Raw genomic sequence first — 22766 nt, 5'->3', positions numbered from 1 at the left:
AGCGCTGGCGAAAGTGTGCTGAAACCACTTTCGGGGAGTTGAGTTGCCGCGCCAGCTGGGTGCCGCTCAGGGCGCGTACTCTAACTTGCCAACAATTCCCTCATTGCCGTCAGGCGTCATGACGCTGCCATGACTCCGCTCCTTGCTCCGGCCCTTGATTGGCATCGCGGCCATGCTCGGTATCGCTCCACGGATCACGCTCACCCCATTGGGCAGTGTCGCCGTGTGTATCAACTAGAGCGTCGCAGGCCGTGTCGGGCGTCGTCCAGGACGCGAGGTCTGCCTGCGGGCTAGCCATCGGCGCCTGCGTTGCCTGCGAACGCAATTGCAGCATCAGGCAGGTCATGATCAGCACCATGCCGATGGCGCCCATCAGCGTGAACTGCTCGCCGACCACGATGACGGCCAACAGGCCCGCCACCAGTGGCTCGAACATGGTCAGTACCGTCACCCGGCTGATGGGCACGCTGGCAAGCCCGCGTCCGAAGATGAGGCTGGCCAGCAGCATCGGGATCAGCGCCATGTAGATGGCGACCGCCGAATTCACCGGCGTGGCGAACAGGCGCGGATCGAGGAACAGGCAGCTGATGGACAGGCCGATCAACAGCAGGACGCCGGCACAGCCGAACATCGCCCCCATGGCTGCACGGCGATGCACGCCCAGCAGCATCATGCGTCTGGCAAGCAGCGAATAGGTGGCGTAGCTCGCGCCGGCCAGCACGCCCAGCCCGATACCGATGAGCTTGCGGCTCTCGCTGGCAACGCCGCTGGCAGTGGCGTTTGCCGCCGTGTCTGCCAGGCGTGTCTCGCCCATGGCCATCAACCCCACACCGGTCATGCCCAGCATCAGCGCCGCGTACCAGCGCGCACTGACGCGCTTGCGATCCAGCACATATTCCAGCACCGCTGCCGCCAACGGTGCCGTGGCGATGGTGATCACGGTGCCCATCGCCACGCCGGTGTATTCCATGGCCGAATAGAAGGCCAGCGGGTAGACGATGATGAACAGCGCCGCCCACAGCACGAGATGCTTGTGGACCAGCAGGGCGGCCAGCTCCTCATGGAGGATTCGTCGCGACAGCACGGCCTGCAGAATGCCGCCAAAGCCCATGGCGAAGGCGCCGGTGGCCAACGGGCTGACATCCTGATTGAAGTGGGCGGCGGTGCCGGTCGTGCCCCAGAGCAGGGCGGCCGTGAGGACGGAAAGATTGCCGATCTGGCGTTCCAGCGCTGGGCGGAAGGGCGTCCGGGAGAAGGAGTGCTGCATGGTGGATGGCTCGCAATGAAGTGTGTCTCGGTGTGCACGAGATTACGCCTCATCGCGAGAATATATTGTGCTGAAACTACGCTCTGATCTGCCAGGAGAAGCAAAACGTCATATACCGCCAGCGTGCGGTGATTGACTGCCGGGTTCGGGTACTCAATCGGTTGTTCAGATGATCGAGTCAGTCAGTCGTCATTCAGTGATTCAGTCATTCGGGGGAGTGAGGCTCGAATACTGACGCGTCATCTCGCGTGGCGACTGGCCGAAGTAGCAGGAAAAGCGCCGCGAGAAGGCGGAAAGGTTCTGATAGCCGACGGCCTCGGCGACCTGCTGGACGCTGAGATCGGTATGGATCAACTGCGCCCGCGCGCGCTCCATGCGTCTGGCGGTCAGGTACTGCTTGACGCTGACGCCCAGATTGTCGCGGAACACCTTGTGGAACTGGGTCGGGCTCAGGTGGGCGAGTCGGGCCAGTGATGCCACATCGTGGGGCTGGGCCAGCTGCGCGTTCATGACGTCGAGCACTCTGAGCAGACGACGATCGACGCGTTGATCACAGGTCTGCTTCTCCAGCAGGCCGAGAAACAGCGCGATGGAGAGCTGATCGATGTGCTTGTCGACCTCACCCTGCAGCTGCGCTTCGAGAAACAGCAGGTAGTTCATCAGCAGGGTGCTGATCGAGAACACCACGCGTTGTGACGCCGCGAGATTGTCGGGCAGGTAGTCCAGATCAGCGACGATGAAACGCGCGGCGTCCTTGGCATGAAACAGGTGCGACTCCCCGGGGCGAATGATGACGCACTCGCCGGTGACCACGGTGCCGTGATGGCTGCCGACCTGGATATCGAGATGGCCGCGGATCGGCAGCACCAGCTGGTGGTGGTCGTGGTCATGACTCGTGGCCTGCGGGGTATAGGCGCGCAGCGAGAGTGTCGTCATGGTGCGATGGCCATCATCCGGCGATGCAGGGACAGCAAGCAGAGCAAGAGGAACACGCGGGCCGTCAGCGGCTCAGCTCGATGCTGCGGGTCTGGCCGCGGCCGACCTGCACCTGACTGAGAATCAGCGGGCTGCGTGTGCCGTCCGGCAACTGGATGACACCGGCGACATAGAAGGTGCCGGATGGCAGGCCAGTGGCATTGAAGTAGCCATTGCTGTCAGTGCGCACGATGTGGGTGTAGGCCTGGGCACGCGGGTCGGCGCGAGACGCCGTCTTGCCTGCCAGCGCCAGTTCGGCGGCTTCTGCGGAGTAGGTGGTGACCGGTGCGATCGAGATGCCCGCCCGGTTGGCGTAGATCGTCTGGCCCTGCCACTCATAGGACATGCGGCCCTTGATCACCGAGGTGCCGGTCTTGTCCAGCTTGGCGTACTCCGCCTCCGGGAAGGCGACGGTGCGCTGGACGCGCTGCTCGCCCTGTTCGGACTGCGAAGAGCCGAAGTCCGGCAGCGAAATGCTGTCGGCCATGCGCGAGGCGCTTTCACACCCGGCAAGAACGGCGGTACACATGAGCAGAGCGAGCGGAGTACGCAAGTGACGAAGCATGGCGAGTCTTCCCTGAAGTCGAGTGATGGGCGGCGCGGGCGTCGGCTCGTGAGCGAGCCAGTCTGGCCACAGCTGCTGCCTTTGCCCCACATCCTACTGCGCCGAGCACAGTCAGGGAACTGCCGGTGAGCGGGAGACAGGCGCGGGTGACTCTTCCGTCAGGCATCGGCATCCGTGGGCATTCGCTGGTAACTCTCGCGGTTTCGACCGACCCTTGTCAGTAGGCCAGCAGCAAGCGTTTGCCCGTGAGCGGGCTGGGTTGCGCGAAGCATGCCTCTGGAGTTGCTTAAACAGGAACTCCTTGTTCATTATACGTTTGTCTATAACGTGATGGCGCTTGTTACCATGCTGTTCATCAAACCCTGTGCAAGGGCTGCGCAAGAGCTGTTCAAAACCGCTCAAGATCTGCTTGTGTGCTGTTCGAGTGCAGCACACAGGTGGCATTACCGCCTAGCGCGCGGTGCGCTGGCGTCGGGTGAACCATTCATTGTCCGGGAGGGCCGCATGTCGACATCCCAGAGCGCTACTGATCCTTCACGTCGCCAGCTGTTGAAGCTGGGGCTTGGTGGGGCAGGCATTGCCGTGTTCGGCGGCCTGTCCCTTCAGGCCCTGGCCGAGACGGTCGCTGACGAGCAACAGACGCAGGATGACAGTGCCTTCGCGACGTTCATGGTCTTGTCGCGCTGGCTGCTGAGCGACAAGACCCTGGATGAGCGGCTGGGCCAGCGCTACTTCGAGGCGCTGGCGAGAATTCCGGCCGAGGGAGTGCCCGGTGTCGGCAGCTTGCCGGCCCTCAAGTCCCGCTTGCTGGCTTTGGGCGAGTCGCGAGAGTACGTGAAAAAGGAAGACCTGAGTGACGGCGAGATGGCGCTGGTGCGCCGTCTGCTGCAGGCCTGGATGCTGGGCACGGTCGGCAAGTCGATCAGTGATCCCGCCGCCGAGGTCATCGCCTTCGAGCGCGCTGGCATGTATGCCGGGCCGCGCGATGTTCAGGTGGTGCGTACCTATTGCCCCAACCGTCCGGGGTTCTGGGCAGAGGCACCCAAGGCCTGAGTGGTCACGCTTTCTCCCCAGGCTTGCGCGTGGCGGATGGTCGGGCCTTGAGTCCGTGCTCTTAGACCTCAGCTCCTGACATCGCCTGCATGCCAGACCTTCCAGGGGCGTCCTGACCGCCCCTGTTGCCGTTCCCAATTTCCCGAGGAGAATCCTGCATGGCCGAGGAATCCCGTGCGTATGATGCCGATGTGATCGTGGTCGGGTCTGGTGTCGCCGGTGCCCTGATCGCACATCGCCTGGCCGAGGCCGGCAAGTCGGTCATCATGCTGGAAGCAGGCCCGCGCATGCAGCGCTGGCAGATCGTCGAGCGCTTCCGCAACCAGGCCAACAAGATGGACTTCATGGGGCCCTATCCTGCCAGCAAGGCGGCGCCCCATCCGATGCTCTACGGCGAGAACGCCGACTATCTGGTGCAGAAGGGCGAGCAGGCCTACGACGCCCAGTACATTCGCGCCGTCGGCGGCACTACCTGGCACTGGGCGGCGTCTTCCTGGCGTTTTCTGCCCAGCGATTTCGTGCTCAAGAGCGAGTATGGCGTCGGGCGCGACTGGCCGATCGGCTATGACGACCTGGAAGACTATTACTTCCGTGCCGAGGTCGCGCTGGGTGTCTGGGGGCCGAATGATGTCGATCTCGGCAGCCCGCGCAGCGCCGAGTATCCGATGGCACCTCTGCCGCTGTCGTGGAACGAGCGGCGGGTCAGCGAGCGCATCAATCCCCACGGCTTTGACATGGTCACCGAGCCGGTGGCGCGCAACAGCCGCCCGTATGACGAGCGCCCGACCTGCTGCGGCAACAACAACTGCATGCCTATCTGCCCGATCGGTGCGATGTATTCCGGCATCATCCATGTCGAGAAGGCCGAACGTGCCGGTGCCAGACTGATCGACAATGCCATCGTGCATCATCTGGAAAGCGACGCCAGCGGCAAGATTCGCGAGGTGCGCTATCTGGACCCCGACGGCAAGCAACATCGCCTGAGTGCGGCGCGGGTGGTGCTGGCGGCCAATGGCATCGAGACGCCCAAGCTGATGCAGATGTCGGTCAACGCCCATACCCCCGATGGGGTGGGTAACCAGAACGACATGGTCGGCCGGCATCTTATGGACCATCCCGGCACCGGGGTGAGCTTTCTGGCCGATGAGCCGCTGTGGGCCGGGCGTGGCCCTCAGGAGATGACCTCGATCATCACCTGGCGCGACGGCGACTTCCGCAAGGACTTCGCGTCCAAGAAGCTGCACCTGTCCAACATTGCCCGCACGCAGCAGATGACCACGGAGGTACTGTCGGAAACACCGCTCAGGCTCGGCGCGGATCTTCAGGCGCAGATCGATAACCGCGCCAGTCGCTATGTGCAGTTCGACAGCTTCCACGAGCTGTTGCCAGAGGCCGCCAATCGCATCACGCCGTCAAAAAAACGTGACGCTCTCGGCCTGCCGCGCCCGGAATTCCGTTATGCTATCGATGATTACGTCAAGCGCAGCGCCGCGCATACCCGTGAACAATATGCGCGTATCGCTCAGCTGATGGGAGGCACCGACATCGCGTTCCGTGATGAGTTCTCCAACAACCAGCATATCTGCGGTACGACCCTGATGGGAGACAACCCCAAAGACTCCGTGGTGGATCGCGATTGCCGAGTGCATGGCCATGACAACCTGTTTGTCGCCAGCTCCGGCAGCATGCCCACCGTCGGGTCGGTCAATTGCACCCTGACCATCGCGGCGTTGTCTCTGCGTATTGCCGATCTGCTCGAACAGGAAATATAAGCATGGTCCCGCACGTCCGTACTGCTGGCACCCGTGATGCCATTGATGAGAAAGGTCGCGGTGCCCGCCCGATCCTTCGCCCCGCACGCCTGACCCGTGCCGTCCGCCTGGCCGCCATTGCGGGCACCAGCGCCTTGTTGCTCAGCGCCTGTGGTAGCGGCGAAGACGAGCACGCCAGCCAGGTGGAAGCTGACAAGGCTGCCACCAATGACCCCGCGCTGATCGAGAAGGGGCTGTACATGGCGCGCGCCAGCGATTGCGCGGCCTGTCACAGCACCGAGGACGGCGATGAATACGCCGGTGGCCTCGGCTTCGAGACCCCGGTGGGCGAGATCTACGCCACCAACATCACCCCGGACACCGAGCACGGCATCGGCAACTACACCCTCGAGGAGTACACCCGTGTGCTGCGCGAGGGCGAGGCTGCCGATGGCCACAACCTCTATCCGGCGATGCCGTTCCCGTCCTACGCCCGTCTGACGGATGAGGACATCAAGGCGCTCTACGCCTGGAACATGCATGAGGTGACGCCGAGCAGCACGCCCAACCGCGAAAGCGAGATTCCGTTCCCGCTCAACATGCGCTGGCCGATGGCACTGTGGGAAGAGATCTTCTCGCCGCTGGAGCCGTGGCAGGACCACGAGGACAAGAGTGCCGACTGGAACCGCGGTGCCTATCTCGTCCAGGGGCCGGGCCACTGTGGCAGCTGTCACACCGAGCGTGGCTTCGCCTTCCAGGAAACGGCACTGACCGGTGATGAAGAAGGCTATCTCGGCGGGGCGATGATCGAAGGCTGGCGCGCCTTCAACCTCACGCCTGACATGCAGGATGGTCTGGGCAGCTGGAGCGAGCAGGATATCCAGACCTATCTGGCGACCGGCAACCTCAAGGGCAAGGCGCAGGCTGGCGGCCCGATGGCGGATGTGGTCGAGCACTCCATGCGTCACATGAGTGAAGATGACCTGCGCGCCATCGCGGTCTATCTGAAGTCGATTCCGGCGGTGGATGGCAAGGGCGAGCAGGGCGAGGCGGTCAATGATGGCGATCGCGAGGCCGAAAGCGAGCCGCAGGTCGCCACGCGCTTCAATCAGGGCGCACCGGCCGATGACGTGCTGTTGCTGCGCGGTCAGCCGCTGGACAAGCGCCCCGATGATGAAGACCTGATCGGTCAGCTGACCGACGCCACGCCGGGCGTGCGTCTGTATCTGGGCCACTGCGCCATGTGTCACGGCGCGGATGGCGCCGGCACCCAGGATGGCTACTACCCGTCGCTGTTCCACAACAGCGTGACCGGCAGTGTCTATCCGGACAATCTGGCCCAGGCGATCCTCAATGGTGTGCAGCGTGAGAACAATGGCCACAGTGTCTTCATGCCGGCCTTCGATGACAGCCTGACCGATGATGAGCTGATCAACCTGATGGACTATCTCGAGAATCGCTTCGGGGAAGGTCATCACTCCGAGACGCTGGCATCACCCGACACGCGTCGTCAGCAGCTGAGCGACAAGCTCGAGGACTGGCGCAAGCACTGAATCCGGTGCAGGCCTGAGTCCGGTGCAGGCACAGAGGTCTGTGCTGACAGGCCTGCGCAAGCGCTTGGTAGTCGCGAAAAAAGACAGCCCATGAAAGCGGGCTGTCTTTTCCGTGACCTGCTTCCGTGACCTGCGCCATGGCGCAGAGAGTGTGGTTGTCGTGTGCGTTCAGGCCGTCTCATCCCGCGTTCAGTTTCTCCGTGACTGGATCATCCGTGACTGGCGATGTCACACAGTTGGGGTAATATTGCCCCATGCAGGACCCCCGATTCACATTCATCCCGCTCGGGTTGCGCTCAAATGCAGCACAAACTGAAGAACTGCGGTAGAATGTGCGCCCAGACTTTAGCTCTTTATCAATTATTCGAGGCAACATAGCAGTATGACCGACGCTAATCTTGACGACCAGCTTGCATCCCTGTTTCAGGAGCAGGACACCAAGCAGGACCAGAACGCCCGCATCAAGGAGCTGGAGCGTCAGCTGCGTGAAGCCAGCAAAGAAGCCGACAAGCTCCGTAATGCCCGTGACAAGGCAAAGAAGGAAGTCGAAGACCTGCGCGCTCGCAACGAACGCCTGAGCGAGAAAGCCGCAGCCTCTGACAAGCACCGCAAGCAGGTCGAACACGAGTTCAACCAGAAGCTGGTGCAGTACAAGGCACGTCTGGCACGCGAACAGGCTATCGCCCAGTCTCGCATGATGCCGATGGGCGCAGCCGTCGAGGAAGCGACCGAAGAAGCCGATGCGGCCTCTCTGGAAGACCTCGGCCTCAACGCTGCCGCTATCCGTGCCCTGACTGACGCTGGCTACGACGACGTCGCCAAGGTTCGCAAGGCTCACGCCGATGGCGTGATCTCTGAAGTCAAGGGCATCGGCCCGAAGGCTCAGTCCCAGATCGCTGAAGCCCTCGACGCCTGATCGTTGCCGTTGATCGAAAAAACCCGCCAATCGGCGGGGTTTTTTAATGGTCTGTTGTCCGGCCTGTTGTCTGACCTGATCTCTACTCTGAGGCAAGGCTTCCGCCAGGCGCCTGCGCCGTCATGCCGATCCGCCTTCCTCGTCCACCAGCGGCAAGCGGGCAAGACTCGCCGCCACCTCCTCTTCGAGCAGACTGACCAGCAGGGCCTGTACCGCGTGCAGCGACTCCCCTTCCTCGGCCGTCGGCAACTGCCACTTGAGCTCCAGATAGCGCTCGCTGCGCATCGAGAGCGGCAGGCCGATCAGGTCGCCTCTGGCATCCTCGAGCACCTGCAGCGCTGACAGCGCATCAATGATGGTGGCGGCACTGCCCGAGCGCGCCAGACGCCCGGCGCTGGCCGGCGTGGCGACTTCCAGCAGACTCGCCGGCGTCACACGCTCACGCTTGAGCAGCCCCCGAATCAAGCGCCCCTGACTACTGGTTTCCGGCAGGTCCACGAAGGGGCGTTCATTGAGGCGTGCAAGGGTCAGCGGCTTGTCCAACAGCGGCCAGCGTGAGGGCCACAGCAGCATCAAGGGCAGCTTCAGCGCGGGCGGTGCCTCGGCTTGCGCCTCGTCACTGGCCTCTTCACTTGCCCCGCTGCGGGAAGCGGTCCCTTCGGCATTGTGCGCATCATCCTCGACGTCAAACGGCAGCTCCGGCGTGTCCCCCAGCTCGGGCATGGCAGCCTTGGCGGTAGGCTTTGCCTCGTCGTCATCGCCTTCGATGAGTGTCGTCTCCTCGCGCGCACGCTGACGCAGACTGGCCTTGAGCTCACGGGCGCGTGCCGCCGCCGTCTTGGCACGCTTGCCGCCCTGGGGCTCCGGCGGTGCTTCCAGACTCACCGCCATCGCGACCCGCCCCTCGCGGATGGCGAGATCATGCTGTGACACCTCAAGCACTTCCAGGCTGGGCAGCCACTCACTCAAGGCTTCACTGGCCGCGATGCGTGTCAGCCAACCGGCACTGAAGGCCTCCAGACCAGGTGTGACCGCCAGCACGAGACGCGGACGCTTGCCGCTGCCCGGCCCGAAGGCCAGTCGCCTGAGCTCGGATTGGGCGCTGAACATCCGGGCGAGTGATGGCGTCAGGCGCTCGGCTTCCGGGGTCGGCACCAGCTTGCCGCCCTCGCGCAGAAACAACGAATAGCCCAGCGTCTGCTCGAGTTGTGCCAAGCCCCGCGAGACCACCGGCACGCTGATCCCCAGTTGCGCGGCACCGCCTTTCATCGAGCCACACTCGATCACCGCCCACAGCATTTCCAGCTGACGCAGCCGTATGCCGGGTTCACGGGTGCCTGTGTCTGACTGCGCCATGGTGTTGCTCCTTGAAGGGTTCGTCCGCGATGCTCCGAGAGTCAGCGCTGGGCGCTGGCTTATTTAGCCTTACGCTAATCATGCTGGCACCAAATGTCACGCTCAAGCTGCCTACAGGACGTCACGACCCCTGAAACGACACTCCCCCCGCTGATGAATCAGCGAGGGGAGTGAGAGACAAGGCATCGATTCGCGCCAGTCGTTCGTTCAGAGCGGCCACTGGTTCAGAGCGGCCGCTCGTGCAGACCGACAATCGACGAGCGATCAGGAGAGTGCCAGTACACCTTCTGCTTCAAACAGCACGCCCTTGGGCAGCTCCTTGACGCCGACGGCCGCACGCGCCGGATACGGCTGGCTGAAGTACTGCTCCATCAGCGTGTTGACCACGGCGAAGTTGCTGAGATCGGTCAGGAACAGATTGACCTTGACCAGTTGATCCAGGCTGCCACCGGAAGCTTCACACACCGCCTTGAGATTGCGGAACACCTGGTCTGCCTGGGCTTCAAAACCGCCTTCCACCACTTCCATGGTCGCCGGGTCCAGCGGGATCTGGCCGGACAGGAACACCAGATTACCCGTGCGCACCGCCTGGGAATACGGGCCGATGGCAGCCGGTGCGGACTCGGTAGAGATAATCTGCTTGGTCATGCGCAATTCCTTGTTCAATCAGTTGACGGAGAGACACTCGAAAAAAGACGACTACACGGCAGTACGCACTGCCTGGCAGACCCTGGCGCAGCCACTGACACAGATACAGACACTGCTTTGAGCATCAGGCAGCGTAGCGACCAAGACTGAGACCATTGGGATCGATGGAGGGCTTGCGACCATCCACCAGGTCCGCCAACAGACTCGCACTGCCGCAGCTCATGGTCCAGCCCAGGGTGCCGTGTCCGGTGTTCAACCACAGATTGTCATACTTGGTGCCACCGATGATCGGCGTGGAATCCGGCGTCATCGGACGCAGGCCGGCCCAGAACTCCGCCCGCGCATAGTCACCGGCTTCCGGGAACACATCACGCACCACCATGTTGATGGTCGCACGGCGCTTCTCGATCAAGGAAAGATCGAACGAGGCCAGCTCGGCGGTGCCACCGACGCGGATACGGTCATCGAAGCGCGTCAGCGCGACCTTGAAGGTCTCGTCCATCACGGTGGACTGCGGCGCGGCATCGGCATTGATGATCGGCACGGTCAGGCTGTAGCCCTTGACCGGATAGATCGGCAGGTCCAGATCCAGATCACGCGCCAGGAACGGCGAGTAGCTGCCCAGACACATCACGTAGCTGTCTGCGCTCATCTCGCCTCGGTCGGTAATGACCTTCTCGATGCGGCTGCCGCTGCGCTGGATGCGCTGAATGGTGGTATTGAAGACGAAATTGACGCCCAGGGTGTCGCGGCAGTAATCCGCCAGCCGGTTGGTGAACAGATGGCAATCGCCGGTCTGGTCGTCCGGCAAGTGCAGGCCGGCGATGAACTTGCCCGGCACGCGGGTCAGTGCCGGCTCCACCGTGGCACAGGCGTCGGCGTCCAGCAGCTGGTGGCGCACGCCACAGCCCGCCAGCACCTTCATGTCGCTCTGCACGGCATCGACCTGCGCCTGGGTACGAAACAGCTGCAACAGTCCCTTCTGGCGGTCTTCGTAACGCAGCCCGGTCTCTTCGCGCAGGGCGTTGATGCAGGCGCGGCTGTACTCGGAGACCCGTACCATGCGCTCCTTGTTGACGGCATAACGGTCGGCGTTGCAGTTGGCGAACATCTTGACCATGAACTTGGCCATCTGCGGGTCCATGCGCGGCTGGATCTTGAGCGGCGCATGCTCCTGGAACATCCACTTGACGGCTTTCTGCGGAATACCCGGCGCCGCCCACGGCGATGAGAAGCCGAAGGAGACCTGACCGGCGTTGCCGTAGCTGGTTTCCATCGCGGGGCTGGCCTGACGGTCGACGACCGTGACCTCATGCCCCTGACGCGCCAGATAATAGGCACTGGTGACACCGACGACGCCGCTACCGAGTACAAGAATCTTCATGTTGGCCTACCCCATGACTGCAAGCCGCGCCCCACGGCAAATGACAGGCGTATTCGCGCACTCGGCAGCGAATAAAGACGATGAAGGCCAGCACCGGTCGACAGGGCGACTCACAGTGGCTTGGCCTGAATGCATCCAGTATAGAGGCGCAAACCACGGTTAATATTCTGTTATGAGACCCTACATCAGAAAATAAGCAGGTAAATTTCACGCCATGGCAGTGATAAAAAACAAAAAAGCGGCCACTTTTGGAATGGCCGCTTTCGATGCTTCTCAGCGGGACTGCTGACGGAGCTTCTGGCAAGGTCTACTGGCAGGGTCTCCAGTAGGGTCTTCCGGACAGAATCTTCTGAATAGCGCCTGACATCTCAAGGGAGCGCTCGTGCTGGACGCCATGGGGGCCCGGGCGATCAGGTCGTCGCGACATAGGCATGGCGACGCACTGTCTTGCCGCGGTCGCCCAGGGCCTGACGATAGACGCGCCATGCCACCACACCCGCCAGCAGGTTGCCGATCGCCGAGCCGATGGCGACACCGCGCAGCCCATCCAGATGTGCCCCCAGCCATACCGCCGGCATGAAGCAGATGAAGAGACGCACGAAGGACAACGCCGTGGCACGCAGCGGCCACCCCAGCGCGTTGGCAGCCGACACGACCAGCATGCAGATGCCGAGGAAGGAGTAGCTGGGCAACATCCACGGCAGCAGGACCGCCAGCGCCGCCGAGACCTCGTCACTGCCCACCAGCACATAGGCCAGCGGTGTCGCCAGCACTGCGGCGATGATGCCCAGCACCAGCTGCCAGATCACCACCACGCGGGCTGCCAGGCTCATCAGGCGGCGAATTTCCTGCCAACGGCCGGCGCCATAGCAGCGCCCGAGCCACGGCGGCAGCGACATGGTCAGGGCCAGCACCACGATCAGCGAGAAGGTTTCCAGGCGTGAGGCGATCCCCCAGGCGGCCACCTCCGTCTGGCCCAGTCCCGCGACGATGGCGGTGACCAGCATCGCGGAGAGTGCCGGCATCATCTGACACAGAATCGCAGGTATCGCGATTCCCGCCAACTGACGGCGCGAGGCCTGCCATTCGGCCCACAGGCCGCGATATTCCATCCAGTCGCGGCGTGAGAGCTTGACTGCCGTGATGACAAGCCCGGCCCCGAAGGAGAGTACGGTCGCCCAGGCAGCCCCCGCCAGGCCGAAGCCGGGCAGCGGCCCCGCGCCGAAGATCAGCAGCGGGTCCAGCACCAGGTTGAAGACACTGGTCAGCAGCATCATCTCGCCCGGCAGACGCGTGTCGCCGTGGGCGCGGAAAAGGCTGTAGAGCACATAGGCCATGGCCCCCAGCCAGCTGGCGATCAGCGACGGGCCCCAATAGACCTCGATCAGCGTCATTTCAGTGGCATTGGCCCCCAGCAACTCGAAGGCCGGTACCCTGATGACCCACAACAGCAGCATCAACAGTGCCATCAACACACCGGACCCCAGCAGCACCACACCGCCCAGACGCCGGGCACGCGCCTCATCCTCGGCGCCCAGGGTCCGCGAGACGATCGCGGCGATCGCGATGCCCATGCCGACCTGCACCCCGATGATCAGAAAGGTCAGCGGGAAGGTGAAGGATTGCGCGGCCAGTGGCGCGGTGCCCAGGTGAGAGACGAAGGCGGCATCAACCAGGTTGAAGCCCAGCAATCCCATGATGCCGAGTGTCATCGGCAAGGTGCTGCGCCACAGGCGTGACATCAGCTCACGCGTCGTCGGCGTTTCCGACGTTGGCGGGGTCGATCTTGCAGAGGCGTCGGTGGACATAGAAGAAGACATGAACTCACTCCCAGCATGTCGAGCATGACTGGTTGGATGAAGGTATAAGGCGTCGGAACACTTCCGTGACGCTGGAGGGATGATTCTAGGGATTTCGCCGGACCCCAGATAGGCTCAGTGGGACATGTCTTTGATGCATTGTCGGCAACAGGAAGAGCGAGAAACGCGTTGATGCGTGGTATTAGAGGAAACAGTGACCGTGATAAACTCACCTTGTCAGGGATTTCCGTCACCTGGATTCGTGATGATGACCCATGCAATGTCACCGATTATCGACTGCTACCGAAGTTGGACCGTCGCTTTATATGCACTGACTGCCTCACGGATGGCTGGCAGAGTGTTCCCCTCCCCATGGCATCACGAGAGGTCAGACCGTGGATAAAGCATCCCGTTTGTTGCTGTTTCTCGATGTGGTAGAAGCACAGAGTTTTTCCAAGGCGGCTGACCATCGTCAGGTCAACCGCTCGGTGGTCTCCAAGCAGATCAGCCGTCTGGAAGAAGAACTGCAGATTCGCCTGTTCAATCGCTCGACTCGCTCGCTGGCCCTGACGGATGCGGGGCGCGAGATCCATCAGCACGCACTGCGTCTGCGTGAAGTGCTGGAAGATACCGATGATGTGGCCGGCGCCTATCAGGATGGCCCGCGCGGCATCCTGAAGATCACCAGCCCGAGCCACTTCGGGCGCACCTATGTCGCCCAGGCTGTGCGCCTGTACATGGAGCGCTACCCGGACACCCAGGTGGAAGTGCGCCTGGAAGACCACCTGACCGACCTGATCGGCGGCGGTTATGACCTGGCCATTCGCATGTCGGAGCTGGAAGACTCCAACCTGATCGCGCGTCCGCTGGCTGCACACCGTCACCTGATCTGTGCCTCGCCGGCCTTCATCGAGCGTCACGGCATGCCCCAGACCCCCGCCGATCTGTCTGGCCTGCCGGCAGCGGTGTATTCCCGCGATGGCTTCATTCTCGATCGCCTGCGCGTCTGCACCGAGAGCGGTGTCGAGGAAAAGGTGGCGCTGGATTCGCGCCTCAAGGTCAATGATGCCGACGTGCTGATCGGTGCCATCAAGTCGGGTGCCTGCTATGGCATGGTGTCCGCGATCAACATCAAGGACGAGATCCTCAACGGCGAGCTGGTGCCGCTGTTGACCAACGTGCCGATGAAGCCACTGCCTTCGATCCACCTGGTCTACCCGCACCGCCAGTACCTGCCGCAGAAGACGCGTCGCTTCAGCGATTGCCTGCAGGAGGTCGTCGGCACGCCGCCCGTCTGGGAGCAACGCATTCCGGGCTTCGAGAACATGTACGGCTACGGCAGCGGTTGCAGCGAATGAGACGTCGCCACGGCTCTCGAGTCTGAACGCAAGCCGTCACCTCCCGCGGCCACTGCCAGACCCGAATGCCCAGCATGAAAACGCCCGCCATGCAGAGTCACTGCGTGGCGGGCGTTTTCATTTCAGGCCCCTTTCATTTCAGGCCCCTTCATTTCAAGCGCCTTTCACTTCAGCGCCCTTCATCTAGCACCCTTCATCTAGCACCCTTCAAAAGAAACACTCAGGGGCAGGGATGGATCGACGGCTTGCGCTTGAGCCACTCGACCAGCTCCGGCAGGCGCTTGGGCCGTGCATAGCGGAAGCCCTGCACCAGATGGCAACCCATCTCGACCAGCAGGCGCTCCTGCTCTGCGGTCTCGACGCCCTCCGCCAGCACCTCCATGCCCAGACTGTCGGCTAGCGAGATCGCGTGGGAGACGATGGCGCGGTCGCGGGCATCATGGTCAAGGCTACCGACGAAGCGCTGATCGACCTTGAGGCGGCAAGCGCGCAGGTCGCGCACGTAGAGCAGTGACGCGAAGCCGGTGCCGAAATCATCGATCGCCAGGCGCACGCCGCGTTCGATCAGGCCGGTGAGTCGCTCCACGACGCGATCGAGATCCGGCACGCGTGAGGATTCGGTGATCTCCAGCTCCAGGCGTTCCGGCGCGAAGTCATGGCGCGCCAGGGCCTCCGAGACGCGCTCGGGGAAGCCGGGGTCACGAAACTCCTGAGCCGAGACATTGATCGCCACCGACAGCGGCTTGCCGTTGGGCGTCACCAGATCACGCGTCGCCGAGAGGGCCGTGTCCATCACCCGCGCGCCGACGGTGCCGATCAAGCCGTATTGCTCCGCCAGCGGGATGAAGCGTCCCGGCCCGATGGTGCCGAGCTCGGGGTGGTCCCAGCGCACCAGCACCTCGACGCCGACGGCCTCGCCACTGGCGAGGTCGAACTGGGGCTGGAAGGCGAGATCCAGCTCTTCGAGATGCTCGCGCAGGTCACTGGTCAGGCGATAGTCGTTGAGGTGCTGCATGTGCGCACCGGGCGAGAACACATGCAGGGGGCCGCAGACATCGATGTCATCGTATTCCCCGTGCAACATGGCGAGTTCGGCCAGATGCATCAGGCGATGGGCACGCCGCGCGTGCTGCGGTGCCAGACTGATGCCGACCCGCGCCGTGACCGGCAGGGCCTTGCCGTCCAGTCGCATCAGCATCACCAGCCGTTCGCACAGCTCGTTGGCACGCGCGATCAGGCTGGCCTCATCCCCGACGAAGAACAGCGCGAAGGCATTGCCCAGCGGGCGGCAGACCAGGGCGTCGCGATACTGCAGGGACATGGCTTCTGCCACTCGCTCCAGCAGCGGATCGATACGCTCGGCACCGTGCGCCGAGTTGATGATTTCCAGGTGGGTCAGCGACAGATAGATGATGCCGCCATCGATGCTGCCGTCGACGCTTTCTTCCAGCAGCAGTTCATCGATCTGGGCATTGAAGCGATCGCGCGACAGCAGGTTTATGGGCTGCAGGCGGCGCAGGGCGATCAAGACCTTGTCATCCACCCCGGCCGCCCGGGCCTCCGCCAACCCCGAGAACGGCGCCTTGAGGCGAACTCGCCGCTCGCTGACCGGCTCGAGACGCGGCCGCTCGGTGCCGAACAGCTCCTGCCAGCCACAGGTGTTGGCCACCAGACACTCGGCATCGAAGATCGCCATGCGCCACGGCAGATTGGCCTTCTGCACCAGCAGCCATTCTCCCAGCTCGCCGGTGATGCCCATCAACCAGAAACCGGGCTGGCCGCTGATGCCACAAGGCTCCGGCTGCTTGGGCAGCGGGGATGGCAGCTCCGGCACCCTGTCTTCCTGTCGAGCGCGCGGCGACGTCCAGGCGAGTTGGCCGAAGCGGTCATGAATCCACAACGGCTCTTCGATGGACGACAGCAATTTGATCAAGATATCGAGAGGCACGCTCACTCCACCTGCAGTCATAAGGAAAATGGCTTGATGCCCCGCAAGGGCCGCCTGTCGCCAGTGATGCTGGCCGTTGGCTGGCGCAACGCGGGTAACACCGCCGGGACATGACACGTCATTCACGCTTCCGGCTGTTCTCGCGCTTATCTGCTTACACCTGCTTTCATTGTCGCCGCTGGCTGCCGCAAGGCCCGGGCCGCATGGCTAATGCGGCAATGTCCGGACGCCCATGCTACTCCTCCTATGGACATCACCAGGCGCCAGACTGCTGCACTTTGTCTCTTCTGATCGCCCTTTTGAGCACACACTTGAACGCCAGCGCCTCCCCGTCTCGCCTGTCACTAGACGCTGCTCCAGGCGCCATTGCGAGAGCCACGCCCGGAGCCATTCGGCAAGCCACTCAGCCGGCTCCTCGACCTGCCCCTCAACCTGCTCCTCAACCCGTCATCCCGAAGTGCGTGCCAGAAGGCGAAGCACTAGGTGGACAAGCGTGCAGCACGCAGACGACTCTCTCTACGCTTCGCTAATACTCCGAGTCTATGCCAGCCTGTGGTGCGGGTACCAAGGCTATTTTCTCGCCGACTCAACGCTTGGCTGCCATGGCCGCTGAAGAATCTGGCGACAGGCGGCGTATCCGCGGCCCGCGCCAGTGCACGAGTGGCATCAAGGCGTGCGGAAGAGTAGGATAGGCGCCCGTTTCGCCCGGACCGGATCCCGGGCGCCGAATCCATCGGTCAAAGAAATTCTCCGTCATGACTCTCAACGTCCAGAATTCCGCTGTCTCCGCTTCTGCTTCCTCTGCAGAGCGCCCCCGCGCCGTCGTCATCTACTCCGGTGGCATGGACTCCTACACTGTCCTGCACCAGGCGCTGAAGGAAGGCTTCGAGGTACACGCCCTCTCCTTCCATTATGGCCAACGTCACTCGCGTGAGCTCGACGTCGCACGCCAGGTCTGCGAGTCGCTGGGCGTCGCCCACGAAGTCGTCGACATTCGCGCCATCCATGGCCTGATCGACAACTCCGCGCTGACCAACAGTGACCAGGCAATGCCCAAGGCCGACTACGACGAGGCCTCCATGACCTCGACCGTGGTGCCCAACCGCAACATGATCCTGCTGTCACTGGCCATCGCCAAGGCCGTCAACATCGAGGCCGAGGTCTGCTTCTATGGTGCCCACGGTGGCGATCACGTGCTCTACCCGGATTGCCGTCCGGAGTTCGTCGACAAGATGAACGCCGTCGCCGCCATCGCCAACTTCTCCCCAGTCGAGATTCGCGCGCCCTTCCTGCACGCAAGCAAGGACGAGATTCTGGCCGCCGGCATCGCCATGCAGCTCGATTACGCCCAGACCTGGACCTGCTACGAAGGCCGCGAACTGGCCTGCGGGGAATGCGGCAGCTGCCGTGAGCGTCTCGAGGCCTTCGCCGCCCATGGGCTGAGCGATCCGCTCAGTTACGAAACGACCGACTCGGCCAAGGGCGCAGGCACTCTCTGATGTATACGGTAAAGGAAGCGTTCTACACCCTGCAGGGCGAAGGTGCTCGCGCAGGGCGCGCCAGCGTGTTCTGCCGCTTTGCCGGCTGCAATCTGTGGAGTGGCCGCGAGCAGGACCGCGACACCTCGGTCTGCCGCTTCTGCGACACCGATTTCGTCGGCACCAACGGCCAGAATGGCGGCAAGTTCCGCACCGCAAACGCGCTGGCGGACTTTTTGGCCAGCCTGTGGCCGGAGCACACCGGCATCGCCACGCCCTATGTGGTCTTCACCGGCGGTGAGCCGCTGTTGCAGCTCGACAGCGAGCTGGTGGACGCGATGCACGCCCGCGGCTTCGAGATCGCGGTGGAGACCAACGGCACCGTCGAGCCGCCTGCCGGCATCGACTGGCTATGCGTCAGCCCCAAGGGCGCCAGCGAGCTGGTCCTCACCGGCGGCGATGAGCTCAAGCTCGTCTACCCGCAGCCGGAGGCCCTGCCGGAGCGATTCGCCAGCCTGGACTTCGCGCACTTCTATCTGCAGCCACTGGATACCGCCGCCCTCGATGCCCTGCCCGCGCCTGCCGCAGCCCGCGAGCATTACCGCGAGGTGCTGGCGTCCGACACGCCGATGAACCAGTGCGTCAGCTACTGCATGCGCAATCCCCAGTGGCAGCTCTCGCTGCAGACTCACAAGATCAGTGGTATCGATTGATGACCGCAATGACTCCCAAGACCCTGTTCGTCAGGGCCCTCACCGCGGTGGATGCCTCGGTGTGGAGCAATACCCGCGGCCTGTACGGCATCAGCCAGCATCTGGATCTGGAGCTGGACGGCGCCGTCGGCCATGACGGCATGCTGTTCGACTTCGGCGACGTCAAGCCGTGGGCCAAGCGCATGATCGATCAGGACGCCGATCATACCCTGATCGTGCCCAGCCAGGCCGAAGGCGTGAGCGTCACGGACTGCCCGGAAGGACTGTGCCTGCGCTTCACCCAGCCCTACGCCATGGAAGTGCGCGGCCCGCGTCAGGCCTTCTGCCTGCTGCCGGTGGCCGAGGTCACCACCGAGGTACTGGCCAACCACTTCGAGAAGCTGCTGACTCGCCGCCTGCCGCCGCGCGTCGAGGCGCTACGTGTGCGTCTGCGAGACGAGACCATCGACGGCGCCGCCTACACCTACAGTCATGGCCTGCGCCATCACAGTGGCAACTGCCAGCGTATCGCGCATGGGCATCGCTCGCCGCTGATCATCGAGCGCAATGGTGTGCGGGACACGGCGCTGGAAGCCGAGTGGGCCGAGAAGCTCAACGATCGCTACCTGGCCGAGGAAGGCGATCTGATCGACCGCCCGGGGCGTGAGCTGGTATTCAGCTATGAAGCGCCGCAGGGCAGGTTCCGCATCCGCCTGCCGCGCAAGCAGGTCTGGCTGCTGCCGACACCGACCACCATCGAGTGGATCGCCGACTGGCTGGCGCGCCAGATCGCCCTCGACAGCGGTGACAGCATCCGCGTCGAAGCCTACGAGGGCATCAACAAGGGCGCCATCGCGCGGCATACCCCGCAGACGGCGCGTGAGCCTCTCGTCCTCCCCGAGCACGAAGACACGTCCGCCACCTCATGACGCAGACTGCCGCCCTTTCTGCAGATGCTGCCGCTCCCGGCTGTCGTGCCGGTTGCGGCGGCTGCTGCATCGCCCCCTCGATCTCGAGCCCGATTCCCGGCATGCCCAATGGCAAGCCGGCGGGGGTGCGTTGCGTGCATCTGGATGACGACAATCTGTGCAAGCTGTTCGGCACGCCGCAGCGTCCGGCGGTGTGCGGCGACTTCGATTTCGATCACGAGCTGTGTGGCGATTCCCGCGAAGAGGCCCTGCGCCTGATCGGCGAGTGGGAGCGCCTGACGTAAGAAGCGCTTCCTGAGGGAGGTGCTCAGCTCACTCGCCGAAGAAGTTGAAGGGCCTGGCGGCACCGTCGCTGCGACAGGCCAGCAAGGCTGCATTCAGCTGGCGGGAATCCTCAAGCGGCAACGCAGCCACCATCCCTTCCTGCTCCTCCCCCTGCTCCTGCCCATCCAGCGGTGCAATCAGCTCAAGCCGCGAATCCTCGCGCCAACTGGACGGCGCAAGCTCGGCACGCCCATTGGCGCGGTTATAGCTGCGCCAACCATCCTGGGTATGAAAGATGCCCTTGATGCGCCACTCACGCGGCAGGCCATCCAGCCATTGGGTCAGCTGATCGAGATCGAAGACCTCGCTTGCGGCGATTCGCCAGCCCAGACTGGCATGCTCAAGCCCCTCGGCCTGCTCGATCACCGGTGCGCCGGGCAGTGGCATCATGCCTGAGGCGGACGGCTCAGCTCTGGCCTGCGCCAGACGCGCCCTATCCCGCGCAGCACGATGGGCGGCCGGCATGCTGATCTCGGGCTGGTCTTCACGCACGTCGCTTACGTTATGAGCGTCACAGCCATGCCCGCCGCCCTGGCGCTGAGGCGCGCGTTCTGCTGACAGCAGCCAATCGATCAGTGCGACCTCCTGACCGGCCATGCGGGCCTGCGGCGGCTGGCTTTCGCCGTCGGCTCTGCCCAGCTCACCGACCCAGCGCTTGCGCGGCCACATCCCCGCCAGAAACTCATGCGCGGCCGCCAGCTGCTGATCACTCGCCAGATCACGCTTGCTGAGCACCACGCCGCCCGCCAGCGTCAACTGATCCTGGAAGGTGCCGTGCTCACGCGTGCGGGTATCGTCCAGTGCACGCGGGTCCAGCAGGGTGATGACTTCCTCAAGCGCAAGCGCCGAGGCCAGCCCTTCGCTGCGCAGCACATCGATCAGTCCCGCCGGATGGCCCAGCCCCGAAGGCTCGATGATCAGACGGTCAGGTCGCGTCTGATGGATCAGGCTGACCAGCCCCGCCTGCAACACGAAGGCCAGCTGACAGCACAGACACCCGCCGGGCAGCCCCTTGACGCTGACATCCTCGCGCTCGGCAAACAGCGCCTGATCGATCCCCACCTGCCCGAACTCATTGACCAGGATCGCCCAGTGCTCATCCGCTGGCTTGGCCGCGACCAATGCCTGGATGAAACTGCTCTTGCCCGTTCCCAGAAAGCCGGTGATCAGATGCACCGGAACCGGGCTCGTCGGGGCATCGCCACTTCTGGCGACGCGTGAAGCCACAGACATGCTGAAATCTCCGCAAGATGAAGGGCGTGCAAAAGGTTATAGAGTAACAAAAAGCGGCCGGCGACGAAGTCTCGTCAAGCGAATCCAGCTCTTGGGCATGACGCGATCTGGCGATCGGCAAGCTGCAACAAGGGGAAAGACAAGAGGGAGATACGCAAAACCCCTCGCCACCAGAGGTGACGAGGGGTTTGAGGCTGACACTCGAGCCTGACTGACCCGTGCGATCAGGCAGCGCGGGTCAGGATACGACGCGCCACGTCCGGCGTGATATCGCCGTGCTCACCGATGGCGGTGAAGCCGTGACGGGTCAGATTGTCGACCAGCTGATCGATGCTGTCGGCACTGATACCGGCTTCGCTCAACGACACCGGCGCGCCCAGACGAGTGAAGAAGTCACGGGTCTTGTCGATGGCGGCGCGCGCGACGCTCTCCTCATCGCCCTCCAGCGCCCAGACGCGGCGACCGTATTGCGCCAGCTTGGCACGCTTGGCCTCGAACAGCTCTTCCCACAGCGCCGGCATCACGATGGTCAGGGTGCGACCATGATCGACACCGTGCAGTGCGGTGATCTCGTGACCGATCATGTGGGTGGCCCAGTCCTGTGGCACGCCACGCCCGATCAGGCCGTTGAGGCCCAGGTTGGCGGCCCACATGATGTTGGCGCGCACGGCCAGATCATCCGGCTGGCTCAGCACCTTGGGGCCTTCCTCGATCAGCGTCATCAGCAGCCCTTCGGAGAAGCGGTCCTGCACCGGCGCATTGACCGGATAGGTCAGGTACTGCTCGCTGACGTGGATGAAGGCATCGACGACGCCATTCACGCTCTGACGCTCCGGCAGGGTCAGGGTGGTGGCCGGGTCCAGCACCGCGAAACGCGGATAGACCAGCTCGCTGAACATCGGCAGCTTGTCGTGGGTCTCGTAGTTGGTGACCACGGCGTTGCCATTGGACTCGGAACCCGTGGCCGGTAGTGTCAGCACCACGCCCAGCGGCAGCGCCGTCTCGGGGTGCTTGCCCTCGGCGAGAATCTCCCACGGATCACCGGCATGACAGGCGGCGAGCGCGAGGAACTTGCTGCCATCGGCGACGCTGCCACCTCCGACCGCCAGCAGATAATCGATCTTCTCGCGCTTGATGACTTCCAGGGCTTCGAGCAGGGTGTGATAGCTCGGGTTCGGCTCGATGCCGCCGAAGCTCCACCACTGACGGCCTTCCAGTGCGGCTTCGATCTGATCCATCACGCCATTGCGCTTGATCGACCCGCCACCGTAGGTGACCAGCACGCGGGCATCCGCCGGAATCTCGTCACGCACCTTGGCGATCTGACCGGCACCGAAGTGCACGCGGGTCGGGTTCTGATAGGTAAAGTCCTGCATGATGCTCTCCTCGCGGAGTCAGGGGCGACACGGCAACATGAGATGACAGGGCCGTGGTCAGGCGCCACCTGACACAGAGTGATATGTGGGCGAAGTGACAGAAAAGCGCGACGATGATGCCACCTGCCCACGAACGATGGCCTGCATTCTAGAGCAGTGAC

General features: G+C 63.4%; 19 protein-coding genes. 9 read left to right on the top strand and 10 right to left on the bottom strand.

What is annotated here, in order from left to right:
• Positions 1–109: 109 nt before the first annotated feature.
• The 3 genes from QD280_RS11955 to QD280_RS11945 all read right to left on the bottom strand — a co-directional run bounded on the left by QD280_RS11955 (position 110) and on the right by QD280_RS11945 (position 2729).
• A complete protein-coding gene (locus tag QD280_RS11955) occupies positions 110–1267 on the bottom strand; it encodes a DMT family transporter (RefSeq protein ID WP_279839374.1) in 1158 nt (385 codons plus the stop codon).
• A gap of 201 nt (positions 1268–1468) precedes the next feature.
• Positions 1469–2203 carry an AraC family transcriptional regulator gene (locus tag QD280_RS11950; protein ID WP_279833526.1) on the bottom strand — a complete coding sequence of 245 codons (735 nt, stop codon included), beginning with the start codon at positions 2201–2203 and terminating at the stop codon, positions 1469–1471.
• Positions 2204–2267: 64 nt separating this feature from the next.
• Positions 2268–2729 (bottom strand): carboxypeptidase regulatory-like domain-containing protein, encoded by a 462-nt coding sequence (locus QD280_RS11945; RefSeq protein ID WP_176677188.1) that lies wholly within the window; start codon positions 2727–2729, stop codon positions 2268–2270.
• A 582-nt stretch (positions 2730–3311) separates the two neighbouring features.
• Here QD280_RS11945 and QD280_RS11940 point away from each other — a divergent pair.
• From QD280_RS11940 to QD280_RS11925, 4 genes are all read left to right on the top strand, one after another.
• Positions 3312–3860, top strand: a complete 549-nt coding sequence (locus tag QD280_RS11940; RefSeq protein WP_279839373.1) for a sugar dehydrogenase complex small subunit — start codon at positions 3312–3314, stop codon at positions 3858–3860.
• A 158-nt stretch (positions 3861–4018) separates the two neighbouring features.
• Complete coding sequence (locus tag QD280_RS11935) at positions 4019–5632, top strand: GMC family oxidoreductase (protein ID WP_192838864.1); 1614 nt, start codon at positions 4019–4021, stop codon at positions 5630–5632.
• A gap of 2 nt (positions 5633–5634) precedes the next feature.
• The gene (locus QD280_RS11930; protein WP_279839372.1) at positions 5635–7164 is read left to right on the top strand and encodes a cytochrome c; all 1530 of its coding nucleotides are present in this window, start codon (positions 5635–5637) and stop codon (positions 7162–7164) included.
• Positions 7165–7546: 382 nt separating this feature from the next.
• A complete protein-coding gene (locus tag QD280_RS11925) occupies positions 7547–8080 on the top strand; it encodes a hypothetical protein (RefSeq protein WP_054556587.1) in 534 nt (177 codons plus the stop codon).
• Positions 8081–8200: 120 nt separating this feature from the next.
• Here QD280_RS11925 and QD280_RS11920 read toward each other — a convergent pair whose 3' ends face one another.
• The 4 genes from QD280_RS11920 to QD280_RS11905 form a co-directional block, all read right to left on the bottom strand.
• Positions 8201–9436, bottom strand: a complete 1236-nt coding sequence (locus QD280_RS11920; RefSeq protein WP_279839371.1) for a LysR family transcriptional regulator — start codon at positions 9434–9436, stop codon at positions 8201–8203.
• A 264-nt stretch (positions 9437–9700) separates the two neighbouring features.
• Complete coding sequence (locus QD280_RS11915; RefSeq protein WP_043331285.1) at positions 9701–10084, bottom strand: RidA family protein; 384 nt, start codon at positions 10082–10084, stop codon at positions 9701–9703.
• 124 nt (positions 10085–10208) lie between these two features.
• On the bottom strand, positions 10209–11468 hold the full coding sequence (locus tag QD280_RS11910; protein ID WP_279832551.1) for a D-amino acid dehydrogenase: 1260 nt from the start codon (positions 11466–11468) through the stop codon (positions 10209–10211).
• 410 nt (positions 11469–11878) lie between these two features.
• A complete protein-coding gene (locus QD280_RS11905; protein ID WP_279839429.1) occupies positions 11879–13210 on the bottom strand; it encodes an MATE family efflux transporter in 1332 nt (443 codons plus the stop codon).
• A 452-nt stretch (positions 13211–13662) separates the two neighbouring features.
• On the opposite strand from QD280_RS11905, the gene QD280_RS11900 reads away from it, so the two are divergent.
• On the top strand, positions 13663–14625 hold the full coding sequence (locus tag QD280_RS11900; RefSeq protein ID WP_043331288.1) for a LysR family transcriptional regulator: 963 nt from the start codon (positions 13663–13665) through the stop codon (positions 14623–14625).
• A 220-nt stretch (positions 14626–14845) separates the two neighbouring features.
• Here the strand turns inward: QD280_RS11900 and QD280_RS11895 are convergent, their stop codons facing one another.
• Positions 14846–16573: a GGDEF domain-containing phosphodiesterase gene (locus QD280_RS11895; protein WP_052384227.1), complete on the bottom strand. Its 1728-nt coding sequence runs from the start codon at positions 16571–16573 to the stop codon at positions 14846–14848.
• A 755-nt stretch (positions 16574–17328) separates the two neighbouring features.
• Here QD280_RS11895 and queC point away from each other — a divergent pair.
• The 4 genes from queC to QD280_RS11875 are packed head-to-tail and all read left to right on the top strand — an operon-like array spanning position 17329 to position 19956.
• Positions 17329–18072, top strand: a complete 744-nt coding sequence (gene queC, locus QD280_RS11890) for a 7-cyano-7-deazaguanine synthase QueC (protein ID WP_192837585.1) — start codon at positions 17329–17331, stop codon at positions 18070–18072.
• Positions 18072–18764, top strand: a complete 693-nt coding sequence (gene queE, locus QD280_RS11885; protein WP_225347032.1) for a 7-carboxy-7-deazaguanine synthase — start codon at positions 18072–18074, stop codon at positions 18762–18764. The genes queC and queE overlap by 1 nt, the downstream gene beginning before the upstream one ends.
• Positions 18765–18772: 8 nt before the next feature.
• Complete coding sequence (locus QD280_RS11880) at positions 18773–19672, top strand: 6-carboxytetrahydropterin synthase (RefSeq protein WP_279839370.1); 900 nt, start codon at positions 18773–18775, stop codon at positions 19670–19672.
• Positions 19669–19956: a YkgJ family cysteine cluster protein gene (locus tag QD280_RS11875; RefSeq protein WP_279839368.1), complete on the top strand. Its 288-nt coding sequence runs from the start codon at positions 19669–19671 to the stop codon at positions 19954–19956. Before QD280_RS11880 ends, QD280_RS11875 begins: the two co-directional genes overlap by 4 nt.
• Positions 19957–19984: 28 nt before the next feature.
• Here the strand turns inward: QD280_RS11875 and QD280_RS11870 are convergent, their stop codons facing one another.
• Both QD280_RS11870 and QD280_RS11865 read right to left on the bottom strand, forming a co-directional pair.
• Complete coding sequence (locus tag QD280_RS11870; protein ID WP_279839367.1) at positions 19985–21229, bottom strand: CobW family GTP-binding protein; 1245 nt, start codon at positions 21227–21229, stop codon at positions 19985–19987.
• A 224-nt stretch (positions 21230–21453) separates the two neighbouring features.
• Positions 21454–22605, bottom strand: coding sequence for an iron-containing alcohol dehydrogenase (locus QD280_RS11865; RefSeq protein ID WP_279839365.1), 1152 nt, complete (start codon positions 22603–22605; stop codon positions 21454–21456).
• Between the last annotated feature and the right edge of the window lie 161 nt (positions 22606–22766).

Origin of the sequence: Cobetia sp. 1AS1 (genome assembly GCF_029846435.1) — a bacterium.
In the GTDB taxonomy this organism is placed as follows: Bacteria; Pseudomonadota; Gammaproteobacteria; order Pseudomonadales; family Halomonadaceae; genus Cobetia; species Cobetia amphilecti.
This window is presented reverse-complemented; position numbering and strand designations above follow the sequence as displayed.

Bases quoted from the DNA above. Each gene is read 5' to 3' on its own strand.
- QD280_RS11955 (WP_279839374.1), bottom strand. From the start codon at position 1,267: ATGCAGCACTCCTTCTCCCGGACGCCCTTCCGCCCAGCGCTGGAACGC.
- QD280_RS11950 (WP_279833526.1), bottom strand. From the start codon at position 2,203: ATGACGACACTCTCGCTGCGCGCCTATACCCCGCAGGCCACGAGTCAT.
- QD280_RS11945 (WP_176677188.1), bottom strand. From the start codon at position 2,729: ATGGCCGACAGCATTTCGCTGCCGGACTTCGGCTCTTCGCAGTCCGAA.
- QD280_RS11940 (WP_279839373.1), top strand. From the start codon at position 3,312: ATGTCGACATCCCAGAGCGCTACTGATCCTTCACGTCGCCAGCTGTTG.
- QD280_RS11935 (WP_192838864.1), top strand. From the start codon at position 4,019: ATGGCCGAGGAATCCCGTGCGTATGATGCCGATGTGATCGTGGTCGGG.
- QD280_RS11930 (WP_279839372.1), top strand. From the start codon at position 5,635: ATGGTCCCGCACGTCCGTACTGCTGGCACCCGTGATGCCATTGATGAG.
- QD280_RS11925 (WP_054556587.1), top strand. From the start codon at position 7,547: ATGACCGACGCTAATCTTGACGACCAGCTTGCATCCCTGTTTCAGGAG.
- QD280_RS11920 (WP_279839371.1), bottom strand. From the start codon at position 9,436: ATGGCGCAGTCAGACACAGGCACCCGTGAACCCGGCATACGGCTGCGT.
- QD280_RS11915 (WP_043331285.1), bottom strand. From the start codon at position 10,084: ATGACCAAGCAGATTATCTCTACCGAGTCCGCACCGGCTGCCATCGGC.
- QD280_RS11910 (WP_279832551.1), bottom strand. From the start codon at position 11,468: ATGAAGATTCTTGTACTCGGTAGCGGCGTCGTCGGTGTCACCAGTGCC.
- QD280_RS11905 (WP_279839429.1), bottom strand. From the start codon at position 13,210: ATGTCACGCCTGTGGCGCAGCACCTTGCCGATGACACTCGGCATCATG.
- queC (WP_192837585.1), top strand. From the start codon at position 17,329: ATGACTCTCAACGTCCAGAATTCCGCTGTCTCCGCTTCTGCTTCCTCT.
- queE (WP_225347032.1), top strand. From the start codon at position 18,072: ATGTATACGGTAAAGGAAGCGTTCTACACCCTGCAGGGCGAAGGTGCT.
- QD280_RS11880 (WP_279839370.1), top strand. From the start codon at position 18,773: ATGACTCCCAAGACCCTGTTCGTCAGGGCCCTCACCGCGGTGGATGCC.
- QD280_RS11875 (WP_279839368.1), top strand. From the start codon at position 19,669: ATGACGCAGACTGCCGCCCTTTCTGCAGATGCTGCCGCTCCCGGCTGT.
- QD280_RS11870 (WP_279839367.1), bottom strand. From the start codon at position 21,229: ATGTCTGTGGCTTCACGCGTCGCCAGAAGTGGCGATGCCCCGACGAGC.
- QD280_RS11865 (WP_279839365.1), bottom strand. From the start codon at position 22,605: ATGCAGGACTTTACCTATCAGAACCCGACCCGCGTGCACTTCGGTGCC.